The 12,687-nt window shown below is 65.5% G+C and carries 11 protein-coding genes; 8 read left to right on the top strand and 3 right to left on the bottom strand.

Translation table 11 applies throughout. From position 1 onward, the window contains the following. Positions 1 to 60: 60 nt before the first annotated feature. The 7 genes from meaB (at position 61) to K5880_RS19935 (ending at position 8,034) form a co-directional block, all read left to right on the top strand. The gene (meaB, locus tag K5880_RS19965) at positions 61 to 1,059 is read left to right on the top strand and encodes a methylmalonyl Co-A mutase-associated GTPase MeaB (protein ID WP_297656674.1); all 999 of its coding nucleotides are present in this window, start codon (positions 61 to 63) and stop codon (positions 1,057 to 1,059) included. Between the two features lie 28 nt (positions 1,060 to 1,087). Then, positions 1,088 to 2,620 (top strand): acyl-CoA carboxylase subunit beta, encoded by a 1,533-nt coding sequence (locus K5880_RS19960; RefSeq protein ID WP_297656578.1) that lies wholly within the window; start codon positions 1,088 to 1,090, stop codon positions 2,618 to 2,620. A gap of 138 nt (positions 2,621 to 2,758) precedes the next feature. Beyond that, positions 2,759 to 4,807, top strand: a complete 2,049-nt coding sequence (locus K5880_RS19955; RefSeq protein ID WP_297656575.1) for an acetyl/propionyl/methylcrotonyl-CoA carboxylase subunit alpha — start codon at positions 2,759 to 2,761, stop codon at positions 4,805 to 4,807. 98 nt (positions 4,808 to 4,905) lie between these two features. After that, positions 4,906 to 5,514, top strand: a complete 609-nt coding sequence (locus K5880_RS19950) for a methyltransferase (protein WP_297656571.1) — start codon at positions 4,906 to 4,908, stop codon at positions 5,512 to 5,514. A 2-nt stretch (positions 5,515 to 5,516) separates the two neighbouring features. Beyond that, the gene (locus K5880_RS19945) at positions 5,517 to 6,008 is read left to right on the top strand and encodes a VOC family protein (RefSeq protein WP_297656568.1); all 492 of its coding nucleotides are present in this window, start codon (positions 5,517 to 5,519) and stop codon (positions 6,006 to 6,008) included. Positions 6,009 to 6,156: 148 nt separating this feature from the next. Further along, positions 6,157 to 6,444, top strand: coding sequence for a hypothetical protein (locus K5880_RS19940; protein ID WP_297656565.1), 288 nt, complete (start codon positions 6,157 to 6,159; stop codon positions 6,442 to 6,444). Between the two features lie 75 nt (positions 6,445 to 6,519). Next, a complete protein-coding gene (locus K5880_RS19935; protein ID WP_297656563.1) occupies positions 6,520 to 8,034 on the top strand; it encodes a methyl-accepting chemotaxis protein in 1,515 nt (504 codons plus the stop codon). A 9-nt stretch (positions 8,035 to 8,043) separates the two neighbouring features. Here the strand turns inward: K5880_RS19935 and rsxB are convergent, their stop codons facing one another. Both rsxB and phaZ read right to left on the bottom strand, forming a co-directional pair. Beyond that, positions 8,044 to 8,706 carry an electron transport complex subunit RsxB gene (gene rsxB, locus K5880_RS19930; protein ID WP_297656560.1) on the bottom strand — a complete coding sequence of 221 codons (663 nt, stop codon included), beginning with the start codon at positions 8,704 to 8,706 and terminating at the stop codon, positions 8,044 to 8,046. A gap of 44 nt (positions 8,707 to 8,750) precedes the next feature. Further along, on the bottom strand, positions 8,751 to 10,139 hold the full coding sequence (gene phaZ / locus K5880_RS19925) for a polyhydroxyalkanoate depolymerase (RefSeq protein ID WP_297656557.1): 1,389 nt from the start codon (positions 10,137 to 10,139) through the stop codon (positions 8,751 to 8,753). A 225-nt stretch (positions 10,140 to 10,364) separates the two neighbouring features. On the opposite strand from phaZ, the gene ygiD reads away from it, so the two are divergent. After that, positions 10,365 to 11,249: a 4,5-DOPA dioxygenase extradiol gene (gene ygiD, locus K5880_RS19920; protein ID WP_297656554.1), complete on the top strand. Its 885-nt coding sequence runs from the start codon at positions 10,365 to 10,367 to the stop codon at positions 11,247 to 11,249. 55 nt (positions 11,250 to 11,304) lie between these two features. Here the strand turns inward: ygiD and K5880_RS19915 are convergent, their stop codons facing one another. Next, entirely contained in the window at positions 11,305 to 12,501 is a 1,197-nt protein-coding gene (locus K5880_RS19915) for an amino acid aminotransferase (protein WP_297656551.1), read from the bottom strand. Positions 12,502 to 12,687 lie beyond the last annotated feature (186 nt).

The raw sequence follows: 12,687 nt of genomic DNA, 5'->3' as shown, positions 1-12,687 counted from the left end.
GCTCAGCCCGAACGGGAAGTTGTTGCGCCCGAGTCAGCCCGAACCGCTCGTCCTGTTCCTATCGAAGGACTTGTTCACGACATCGTGCATGGCCAGGCGATGCCCCAGCGCCGCGCCATGGCCAAGGCCATCACGCTGTTCGAATCCACCCGCGCAGACCACCGCGCGCAGGGCGACGAGTTGCTTACCGCCTTGCTGCCGCACACCGGCAAGGCGTTCCGCCTGGGCATCAGCGGCGTGCCTGGCGTGGGCAAGAGCACCTTCATCGAGGCGCTGGGTCTGTACCTCATCGAGCAGGGCCATCGCGTGGCGGTGCTTACGGTCGATCCATCCAGCACGGTGTCGGGTGGCTCCATCCTGGGTGACAAGACACGGATGGAAAAGCTCTCGGTGCACGAGCAGGCCTACATCCGCCCCAGCCCGAGCAGCGGCACGCTGGGCGGTGTGGCCGAGAAGACGCGCGAGGCCATGCTGGTGTGCGAGGCGGCGGGGTACGACATCGTGATCGTCGAAACCGTGGGCGTGGGCCAGAGCGAAACGGCCGTCAGCGGCATGACCGACATGTTCGTGCTGATGCAGCTGCCCAACGCGGGTGACGACCTGCAGGCGATCAAGAAGGGCGTGATGGAGCTGGCCGATCTGGTTGTCATCAACAAGGCCGACCTGGACCCGGACGCTGCCACCCGCGCACGCGCGCAGATCACCTCGTCATTGCGCTTGCTGGGCCTGCAGGGCCACCCCGAACACGCCCACCACAACGAAACCATCTGGCACCCGCAGGTGATCCAGCTCAGTGCGCTGCTCGGGCGCGGGGTGGACGCCTTCTGGGCCGAAGTCTCCCGGTTCCGGAGGCTGCAGACCGGCAACGGCAGGCTTGCCGCACAGCGCCAGCAGCAGGCCCGCGCCTGGATGTGGGAGCGCATCGACGCCGGCCTGAAGCAACGATTCCGCGCGCATTCCCAGGTGCGCGGCCAACTCGACGGCGTCACGCAGCAGGTGCTCGCGGGGCAGTTGCCTGCTTCCACCGCGGCACGCCGCCTGCTCGACCTTTTTGACTGAAACCGCATCCCTTCTGGAGCACACGACCATGCAGGACATCCTGGAACAACTTGAGAAGAAGCGCGCCGCCGCCCGCCTGGGTGGCGGCGAGAAGCGCATCGCCGCACAGCACGCCAAGGGCAAGCTGAGCGCGCGCGAGCGCCTGGAGGTGCTGCTGGACGAAGGCACCTTCGAGGAATGGGACATGTTCGTCGAGCACCGCTGCACCGATTTCGGCATGCAGGACAACAAGATCCCGGGCGATGGCGTCGTCACCGGCTACGGCATGATCAACGGCCGCCTGGTGTTCGTCTTCAGCCAGGACTTCACCGTGTTCGGTGGCGCACTTTCAGAGGCACACGCCGAGAAGATCTGCAAGGTGATGGACCAGGCGATGAAGGTCGGTGCGCCGGTGATCGGCCTGAACGACTCGGGAGGCGCCCGCATCCAGGAAGGCGTGGCCTCGCTCGGCGGGTATGCCGACGTGTTCCAGCGCAACGTGATGGCCAGCGGCGTGGTGCCGCAGATCAGCATGATCATGGGCCCCAGCGCCGGCGGCGCGGTGTATTCGCCTGCCATGACCGATTTCATCTTCATGGTCAAGGACTCGAGCTACATGTTCGTGACCGGGCCCGAGGTGGTGAAGACCGTGACGCACGAGGAGGTGACGTCCGAAGAGCTGGGCGGTGCCATCACGCACACCACCCGAAGCGGCGTGGCCGACCTGGCCTTTGAGAACGACGTGGAGGCGTTGCTGATGCTGCGCCGGCTCTACAACTACCTGCCACTGAGCAACCGGGAAAAGGCGCCCGTTCGCCCCAGCGGAGACCCGATCGACCGCATGGAGTTGAGTCTGGACACGCTGGTGCCCGAGAATCCGAACAAGCCCTATGACATGAAGGAGCTGATCGTCAAGACGGTGGACGACGGCGATTTTTTCGAACTGCAACCCGAGTACGCGAAGAACATCCTGATCGGGTTTGCCCGCATGAACGGGCAGACGGTCGGCATCGTGGCCAACCAGCCGCTGGTGCTGGCGGGCTGCCTGGACATCAAGTCGAGCATCAAGGCGGCGCGCTTCGTGCGCTTCTGCGACGCCTTCAACATCCCGGTGGTCACCTTCGTCGACGTGCCCGGTTTCATGCCCGGCACCTCGCAGGAATACGGCGGCATCATCAAGCACGGCGCCAAGCTGCTCTATGCGTACGCCGAATGCACCGTGCCCAAGATCACCGTGATCACGCGCAAGGCCTACGGCGGCGCCTACGACGTGATGAGTTCCAAGCACCTGCGCGGCGACGTGAACTTTGCCTGGCCCAACGCCGAGATCGCCGTGATGGGCGCCAAGGGCGCGGTGGAGATCATCTTCCGCGAGGAGAAGAAGGACCCGGCCAAGCTCGCGCAGCGGGAGGCGGAGTACAAGGCCCGTTTTGCCAACCCGTTCGTGGCCGGCGCGCGCGGCTTCATCGACGACGTGATCCTGCCGCACGAGACACGCAAGCGCATCTGCCGTTCACTGGTGATGCTGAAGGACAAGAAGCTTGAGAACCCGTGGCGCAAGCACGGAAACATTCCGCTGTGAAAGAGTCCACCCCCGCGCCGCGCTTCGCGCGTCACCCCCTCAAGGGGGCAGTGCCAGCGGCCCGGCAAAGCCGGTTCCGCGGCACTTCTGGAATGTCGCGCCGGACGTGTTCCGGCATTGAATGCAAAGGACGTTGAAATGTTCAAGAAGATCCTGATTGCCAACCGCGGCGAGATCGCCTGCCGCGTCATCGCCACCGCGAAGAAGCTGGGCATCGCCACCGTGGCGGTGTACTCCGACGCCGACAAGGAAGCGCGCCACGTGCAGATGGCCGACGAGGCCGTGCGCCTGGGTCCGCCACCCTCGCGCGAGAGCTACCTGCTGGGCGACGCCATCATTGCGGCCGCCAGAGAGAAGGGCGCCGAGGCCATCCATCCGGGCTACGGCTTCCTCTCCGAGAATGAAGACTTTGCGCGCAAGGTGGAGGAGGCTGGCCTGGTCTTCATCGGTCCCAAGCATTATTCGATTGCGGCCATGGGCGACAAGATCGCGTCCAAGAAGCTGGCGAACGAGGCCCGGGTCAGCACCATTCCGGGCCACAACGAGCCGATCCAGTCGCCCGAAGAGGCAGTGACCATCGCGCAAAAAATCGGCTATCCCGTGATGATCAAGGCCAGCGCAGGCGGCGGCGGAAAAGGCTTGCGCGTGGCCTTCAGCGACAGGGAGTGCCATGAGGGCTTCACGAGCTGCCGCAACGAAGCACGCAACAGCTTCGGCGACGACCGCGTCTTCATGGAGAAGTTTGTCCAGGAGCCGCGCCACATCGAGATCCAGGTGCTGGGCGACTCGCACGGCAACGTGATCTACCTGAACGAGCGCGAGTGCTCGATCCAGCGCCGCCACCAGAAGGTGATCGAAGAGGCACCGTCGCCCTTCATCAGCGAGGCCACCCGCAAGGCCATGGGAGAGCAGGCCGTGGCCCTTGCCAAGGCCGTGAAGTACCAGAGCGCGGGCACGGTGGAGTTTGTGGTCGGCAAGGACCAGGACTTCTATTTCCTGGAGATGAACACCCGCCTGCAGGTGGAGCACCCGGTCACCGAATGCATCACCGGGCTGGACCTGGTGGAGCTGATGATCCGCGTGGCCGCTGGCGAGCCGTTGCCGTTGACACAGGCCGGGGTAAAGCGCGAGGGCTGGGCGATCGAATGCCGCATCAACGCCGAGGATCCGTTCCGCAACTTCCTGCCCAGCACGGGGCGGCTGGTGCGCTTCACGCCGCCGCCGCAGTCCATGTGGCAGGCCAACACAGTGGATCGCCTGGGCGTTCGTGTGGACACCGGCGTGCAGGACGGTGGCGAAATCCCGATGTACTACGACTCGATGATCGCCAAGCTCATCGTGCATGGCAAAGACCGCAACGAGGCGATTGCGAAGATGCGCGAAGCCCTCAACGGTTTCGTGATCCGTGGCGTGCAGAGCAACATTCCGTTCCAGGCGGCCTTGCTGGCGCACCCCCGCTTCGTTGCGGGCGACTTCAATACCGGCTTCATCGCCGAGCACTACGCGCAGGGTTTCCGTGCCGAGGACGTGCCGCATGACGACCCCGACTTCCTGGTGGCGCTGGCGGCCTTCGTGCGGCGCAAGAGCCGTGAGCGCGCGGCCGGTCTGAGCGGTCAATTGCCCGGATACGGTGTAAAGGTGGGACACGACTACACCGTGATCGTGCTGGACAAGGCCGGTGAACACCGGCAAGTGCGCGTGCACGTGGACGAGATCCTGGGTCAGATTGGCGCGGCGGTGGTCAGCGTCGGCGACCGGCGCTACGGCATCCAGAGTCCCTCCCGGCTGAACGACGTGGTGATCAACGGCGAGTGCAACGGCAGGCCATTTACGGCGCAACTCGAACGCGGCACGCCACGCAATCCACTGGCGCTGGTGGTGCAGCACAACGGCACGCGCATCGAAGCCATGGTGGTTTCGCCCCGCATGGCCGAGCTGCATGCGCTCATGCCGTTCAAGGCACCTCCGGACATGAGCCGATACGTGCTCTCGCCCATGCCCGGCCTGCTGGTGGACGTGGCGGTGCAGGTGGGGCAGAAGGTGCAGGCCGGTGAACGCGTCGCGGTGATCGAGGCCATGAAAATGGAGAACGTGCTGTTCGCGGCGGCCGATGGTGTCGTGGCCAAGGTGCTGGCGGGCAAGGGCGAGTCACTGGTGGTGGATCAGCCCATCGTCGAGTTCGAATGAAGGGGTTGGCGGGCTCGCTGGCCGTTGCACTCGCTGACGCGACAAGCCGGCCGTACTCGGTTACCCTGCGGACTCCACGGCTTCATGGAGCGGCGCACATGGCAGACGAACGCGGTCAGGGTCCCAGTGGTCTGGCTTTTGCGCTGGCCTGGGTGCGAAACCCCAGGCGGATGGGGGCCATTGCGCCCGCATCCAGAGCCCTCGCTCAGGCCATTGCTGGCGAAGTGGCCCGCGTCGGGCCCGAGTTGCTGGTGGAGGTCGGCGCTGGCACTGGTGCCATCACCCAGGAACTGGCGGTGGTGGGGCCGCCGCCCGATCGTTTCTTTGTGGTCGAGCGCGACCTGGGGCTGGTGCGACACCTTCGTGAGCGCTTTGCTGGTGCCGAGGTGCTGCACGCCTGTGCCACCCGGCTTGACCTGCTGCCACTGCCGCCGGCGGCCTCGGTGATGCTGGTGTCTTCGCTGCCGCTGATGTCCATGCCGCGCCAAGAGGGTCGCCATTGCGTCACGGCCATGCTGGCTCTGCTGGAACGCATGCCCAACGCGCGGTTGCTGCAGTACACCTATGCCGCGCGCCATGTGCGGCCCTTCGATCAACTGCCCACCGGCTGGCGCTGGCGGCGCGTCTCCACCGTCTGGGCCAACCTGCCGCCAGCGACCGTCTGGTCGCTCGAACCGGCGGCCCACTTCACCCAAGGCATTCACTGAACATGACTGTTTCCTCCCGCCCCTTCCGTGTGCTCGGCGTGCAGCAGATCGCCATTGGTGGCCTGGACAAGCAACGGTTGCAGACCCTCTGGGTCGACATGCTGGGCCTGGAACTCTCCGGCAGCTTCCGCAGCGAGCGCGAGAACGTGGACGAGGACATCTGCGCCATCGGCAGCGGGCCGTTCAAGGTCGAGGTCGACCTGATGCAGCCGCTGGACCCGCAGAAGAAACCTGCGGTGCACGCCACGCCACTCAACCATGTCGGGTTGTGGATCGATGATTTGCCCGCGGCGGTGGACTGGCTCACGGCCCGTGGTGTGCGTTTCGCGCCGGGGGGCATACGACAGGGTGCGTCAGGTTTCGACATCACCTTCCTGCATCCCAAGGCGAGCGACGAGTTTCCGATCGCGGGAGAGGGTGTGCTGATCGAGCTGGTGCAGGCTCCAGCCGAAGTGGTGAAGGCTTTTTCCCGTCTGGCCGGCGCGACCGCCTGAACGCCGCCGCCTGGGGCGAAGACCGGAGGAGGGCGCCTTTTCGGGCCTTGTTCGGCCCACTGGCGTGCCGGCGGAGAACGTAATCTTGTGGCATGAGAGGGCCGTGCCTGCCGGCGTGGCCCGCGTTCCCTTGTTGCAGGAGTTCGCCATGCACCCGTTCCCTGGCCAGCCATCGAAAGAAGCCCCCAGCGCGTCCGCCTGGCGCGAACGCCACATGGCGCCCGCCTGGCCCGTCGAACTGCTGGAGCCGTTCTGTCTGCGCATGTCGAGCCGGGGCATGTGCGTGAGCCGCGCGTTGATGATCTGCGACCGGCGCTACGCGCTGGAGCAGCTTTCCCACGCCCACAACATGGCCGACGACACCCTGCGCCTGATGGCCGTGCAGTTGTTCCGGCATTTCGAGGCCAACCAGTCGGGCATCACCGGAATGCACTGAAACAGGGTTCTCCCGGCTCAAGGTGCGAGCTGCAAGGCCGATAGCCCGTTGTAGATTTACAGGAGCAGTTCAGTCATGTCCGCACTTCATCCTTTGTCGGCCGGCATCTGGCTGATGCGGCGCCTGCGTCTGCGTGCCAAGCTGGGCCTCCTGGCGGCGGCTGCCGTGCTCCCGCCCGCCATCACATGGGGGTTCCTTGAACAGCAGACCGTTGGCGCCACCTGGGTAACCCTGGTGGGGCTGGGCTGCCTGGCCTATCTCATGCTGTGCTTCTATGCCAGCTTCCAGCGCGATTTCCGCCAGGTGCTTGCTGCGATGGAACAGACCGCTTCAGGCAATCTGAGGTCGACGGTGCAGTCGCATGGGGGCGACGAACTGGCCGACCTGGCTCGGTTGCTGGACCGCACCAATGGCCAGCTTTCCTCGATGGTGGCCGAGGTGCGCAGCAACTCGGCGCTGGTGGCGCACGCTGGCAAGAGCCTGGCCGCGGGCAACCGGGATCTGGCCGATCGCACCGAGCAACAGGCAGCCAATCTGGAGCAGACCGCGGCCAGCGTGCACGAGCTCTCGGGCACGGTGCGACAGAATGCCCACACAGCGGGTGAATCTGATCAGCAGGCCGCGCAGGTGCGCGATGTGGCGGAGTCGGGTGCGCAGTCCATGGGGCGGGCGGTGGAGTCGGTCGAAGGCATCCAGAAGAGCGCCCAGCAGATGAACGACATCATCGGTGTGATCGACAGCATCGCCTTCCAGACCAACATCCTGGCGCTCAACGCCGCGGTGGAAGCCGCGCGTGCTGGCGAGCAAGGGCGCGGCTTCGCCGTGGTGGCCAACGAGGTGCGCACGCTGGCGCAACGCTCGTCCGCCTCGGCCCGGGAGATCCGCGAACTCATCGAGGCGTCCCGCAGCCAGGTGGAGGCGAGCGTGGGCCAGATCCGCACGGCAGGCAACAGCATGAGCCAGATCGTCTCCGGTGTGCGCAGTGTGGCGGCCAACATGTCTCTCATATCCGCTTCCAGTGCCGAGCAGAGCACCGGCCTGAGCGAGATTTCATCGGCCGTGACCCAGCTCGATCAGATCACCCAGCGCAATGCGCAGATGGTGGAACGTGCGGTGACTCAGGCCGAGCAGCTCGAACAGCGCGCGGCGCATCTTTCCCGGGCGGTGTCGTCCTTCGCGCTTCAGCAGGGCACGGCCGAAGAGGCCATGGAGCTGGTGAGTCGTGCGCGGGCGATGCGCGGGCAGCGGGCTCGCGAGACCTTTGTGCGCGACATCACCAACCCTTCGAACGGCTTCCATGACCGCGACATGTATGTGTTCGCGCTCGATGGTGCGGGGGTCTACCGCGCGTTTGGAGGCAAGCCCGAAAAGGTCGGCAGCCGCGTGCAGGACATTCCCGGCGTGGACGGGCAGGCATTGCTCGACGCCATCGTCGCGCAGGCCGAGCTGGGTGACGGCTGGGTCGAATACGACATTGCCAATCCTGTCAGCGGTGCGATCCAGGCCAAGATGTCCTACGTGGTGAAGGTCGACGACCTGTACGTCGGCTGCGGCGTCTACAAGACAGTGGCTGCGCGCCAGCCCGCCTGATTTCAGGGGTCAGCCGTCCGTGTTCGCGCGCCGGGCTCGCGAGCGGGCGAGGGCGGCTTCGATCACCGCGCGCTTCTTCTCCAGTGCTGCTGCGTCGGTGATGTGTGAATGCTCGGCCAGATCGGCCAGCTTCTCACTCGCCCTGGCTTCCAGCCGCACCTGGTTCTCCACCAGCTCGCGCGCCAGCCGCAGTTGCCGGCTGGCGTAGCGCTCGCGGCCCTGGCGCGCCTGGTCTTCGGTCCAGGCCTGCCACCCGGTGCGATCGCCGCTCACGATCTCCAGCGAGATGCAGTCCACCGGGCACACCGGCAGACAGAGTTCGCAGCCGGTGCAGTAGGGCTCGACCACCGTGTGCATGCGTCGGGAGATGCCGACGATGGCATCGGTCGGACAGGCCTTGATGCAGAGTGTGCAGCCGATGCACCAGTCTTCATCGATCACGGCCACGGTCAGAGGGCCTTCGATGCCACAGGAACGGTCCAGTGGACGTTCGGGCAAACCGGTGATCGCAGCAAGGCGGGCCACGCCCTCGGCGCCGCCTGGCGGGCATTGGTTGATGCCGGCCTCGCCGGCCGCGACGGCCTGTGCATAGCTCGCGCAATCCGGGTAGCCGCAGCGCGTGCACTGCGTTTGCGGCAAGGCGGCATCGATGCGCCGGGCGAGTTCGTTCATGCCGATGAATATACCGGCGCCTCGCGCGCTGGCGCGCGCGTCCTTCAGGCGCGGGTCGATTTGCGGGGCGCCGTCTTGCGTGCCGCGCCGGGGGTCTTTGCGGCCGCTCGGGGCGCCTTGGCCGCTGACGTCCGGACCGTGGCCGTGGTCGCGGCTTTGGCCCCTGTTGCGGGCTGGTGGGCCCGGATGAAGCTCTTGACCACGGGGTGTACCAGGTCGCGCCAGCGCCGGCCGCTGAAGATGCCGTAGTGGCCGGCACCCTGCGCCTCGTAGTGCATCTGGTGTGTCCTGGGCACGCCGGTGCACAGTTCGTGCGCGGCTGCGGTCTGGCCCGAGCCGGAAATGTCGTCGAGCTCGCCCTCGATCGTGAGCAGGGCGGTGCGCTGGATGTCCTGCGGACGCACGAGCTCGAGTTCGCCGGCTTCGTTCTTCACATACCAGGTGCCGTGGACCAGCTTGAACGCCTGGAAGACGGTCTCGATGGTCTCGAGGTAGTAGTCGGCGTCCATGTCGAGCACGGCGTTGTACTCGTCGTAGAACTTGCGGTGGCTCTCGGCGCTTTCGTTGTCGCCCTTGATCAGGTCCTTGAAGTAGTCGTAGTGGCTCGACGCGTGGCGGTCAGGGTTCATGGCCACGAAACCGGTGTGCTGCAGAAAGCCCGGGTAGACGCGCCGACCCGCGCCGGGGAAGTTGTCCGGCACGCGGTAGATCACGTTGTTCTCGAACCACTCGTGGCTGCGCTGTGTGGCCAGGTTGTTCACCGCAGTGGGGGACTTGCGCGCGTCGATCGGGCCACCCATCATGGTCATGGACAGTGGCGTGGTCTCTCCGCGGCTGGCCATGAGCGAGACAGCGGCGAGCACCGGCACGGTGGGCTGGCAGACGCTGATCACATGGCAGTTGCCGTAACCCTGCTGCAGATGGCGGATGAACTCCTGTACATAGTTGACGTAGTCGTCCAGGTGGAACTCGCCCTCGGACAGGGGTACGAGGCGGGCGTTCCTCCAGTCGGTGATGTAGACCTTGTGGTCCTTGAGCATGGTGCGCACGGTGTCGCGCAGCAGTGTGGCGTAGTGGCCCGAGAGCGGGGCGACGATCAGTACCACGGGCTGCCCCTTGAGCTTGGCGAGGGTACCGGTGTCGTCCGAGAAACGCTTGAACCGGCGCAGCTCGCAGAAGGGCTTGTCGATTTCGACACGCTCGTGAATGGCCACGTTGACGCCGTCCACGTTCACCGTGTGAATGCCGAACTCGGGCTTCTCGTAGTCCTTGCCCAGGCGGTGCATCAGGTCGTAGCCGGCGGCGATGCGCTGCGCACCGGGCAACTGCGCCAGCGGCAGCATCGGGTTGTTGTAGAGCTTGGCAGCCACTTCGGCCAGGTCCGCAAACGGTTCCATGATGGAGCGCTGGGTTTCGTAAATCTGGTAAAGCATGGGCGTACGATTTCGTTATGTTGCGGTGCAATATAGCAGTATGCGCCTGGCGTCGTCAGGGTGAAAACACCTAACATTCCAGGGCTTCTGTCGCCTTCGTGAAAGAATCCGGCCAGTACATCGCTCGGTCGTCGGATGCGGCCGACCTTCCATCCGTCCCACGCCCGTGCCGCCCGCTGTTGCAGGCGTGTCCGGTCCTCACCGCCATCACCGGCAGGAACCTGCATGAACGCCTTAGCCACCGCTGCAACTTCGTCGAGCCCAGCTGCAGATCAGCTTGCCGACCTGGCCAGGGTTCTGCCGGCCACAGAGCGCCTGCCGGTGCTGTTTCTGGGGCATGGCAGTCCCATGAACGCCATCGAAGACAACCCGTGGCGGCGCAGCTGGCAGGCGCTGGGCCAGGAGCTGCGTTCGCGCGGCACGCAACCGCATCTGATCCTGTGCGTTTCGGCGCACTGGCTGACTCTGGGCTGGCAACTGACGGCCATGAGCAATCCCCGCACCATCCATGACTTTGGCGGGTTTCCACAGGCCCTGTTCGATCAGCAGTACCCTGCGCCGGGTTCACCGGAGATGTCGCGCGCCATCAGCGCGGCGGTGCGGCAGCCGGACTCGGGCGACGCGCTGGGTCTGGACGCGGGCGACTGGGGTCTGGATCACGGCGCCTGGTCAGTGCTCAAGCCGATGTTTCCCGAAGCAGACATCCCGGTGATCCAGCTTGGCATGGACTACCGCCGGCCAGCGGCCGAGCACTTCGACATCGGACGCCAGCTCGCGCAGTTGCGCGAGCGCGGCGTGCTGATCGTGGGTAGCGGCAACATCGTTCACAACCTGCGGGCCATGCGCCGTGACGCCGCAGATAACCAGGCCTATGACTGGGCGATCGAGTTCGACCAGACCATGGCCGACCACATCGCGCAGGGCCGCCTGGAGGCGCTGCACGCGTTCCAGCAACTCGGTGCTGTCGCGCAGATGGCCCATCCGAGCTGGGAACACTATCTGCCGCTGCTGTACGCGGCAGGCGCCGCAGATGCCGGCGAAGAGCCCCGCTCATTCAACCAGGGCTTTCAGGGCGCGTCGATCTCGATGCGATCGGTCATGTGGGGATGAGCCCACGAAAAAGCCGGCCACGCGGGCCGGCTTGTCGCACGGGAAATCAGCCGCCTCAGACCACCCTGGCAATCGCCTTGCACACGTAGTCGATGTTCTTGCTGTTGAGCGCGGCCACGCACATGCGGCCGGTGTCGGTGCCATACACGCCGAATTCGGTGCGCAGACGCACCATCTGATCCTTGCTCAGGCCCGAATAGCTGAACATGCCGATCTGGCTGGTGATGAAGCCCATGTCCTGTTTCACGCCGGCTGCCTTGAGCCCGTCCACGAGCTTCTGGCGCATGGCCTTGATGCGCACGCGCATCTCGCCCAGTTCCTTCTCCCAGAGGGCGCGCAACTCCGGGTTGTTGAGCACCGCGGCGACCACCGCACCACCATGAATCGGCGGGTTGGAATAGTTGGTTCGGATCACGATCTTGAGTTGAGACAGCACGCGCGAGGCCTCTTCGGCGTTCTCACACAGCACCGACAGCGCCCCCACGCGTTCGCCGTACAGGCTGAAGCTCTTGGAAAAGGAGGTGGAGACAAAGAAGGTGAGGCCAGCCGCGACGAACTTGGCGATGACGGCGCCGTCCTCGGCGATGCCGTGGCCAAAGCCCTGGTAGGCCATGTCGAGGAAAGGTGTCAGGCCACGGGCCTTGACAGCAGCAATCACCTCGTCCCACTGCGCGGCGGTGATGTCGTAGCCGGTGGGGTTGTGGCAGCAGGCATGCAGCACAGCGATGGTACCGGGTGCGGCCGCGTTCAGGCTGGCGAGCATGCCGTCGAAGTTGACGCCGCGCTTGTCGGCGTCGTAGTAGGCGTAGGTGTCGACCTTGAAGCCGGCGTTGGTGAACAACGCGCGGTGGTTCTCCCAACTCGGGTCGCTGATGAGCACGGTGGCGCCCGGGTTGAGGCGTTTGAGGAAATCGGCGCCGATCTTGAGGCCACCGGTACCGCCGATGGCCTGTACCGTGGCCACGCGACCCGACTTCACCGGCTCGGACTCGCTGCCAAAGACAAGTCCCTTGACGGCCGCGTCGTAGGCCGCGATGCCATCGATGGGCAAGTAGCCGCGTGCCGATGGCTTGTCCATCATGGTCTTCTCGGCGGCCTGCACGCATTGCAGCAGGGGCAGTTTGCCGTTGTCGTCGAAATAGACGCCCACGCCGAGGTTGACCTTGTTGGGGTTGGTGTCGGCGGCAAACTGCTCGTTCAGACCCAGAATCGGGTCGCGCGGTGCCATTTCGACGGCGGAGAAGAGGGACATGCTGAGGTTCCTGGGTTGAGGGGCTGGAGCAAGGGGCATTTTAGCGGTCGGTCCGCCGAATGGCCGGCGCGACCGCATTGGGACCGTGAGGCCGTGCAGAGCAGCCAGCATGGGAGCAATACGGGCGCCTCCGTCCATGGCGGGAGGGCCCGGAAGCCGGATAGCCCGCGGCTATGATTCGAGCTT

The sequence above is a fragment of the Hydrogenophaga sp. genome (genome assembly GCF_025699295.1).
Classification (GTDB): domain Bacteria; phylum Pseudomonadota; class Gammaproteobacteria; order Burkholderiales; family Burkholderiaceae_C; genus Hydrogenophaga.
Note: the sequence above shows the minus strand (reverse complement) of the source record. Positions and strands in the feature narration are given on the sequence as shown.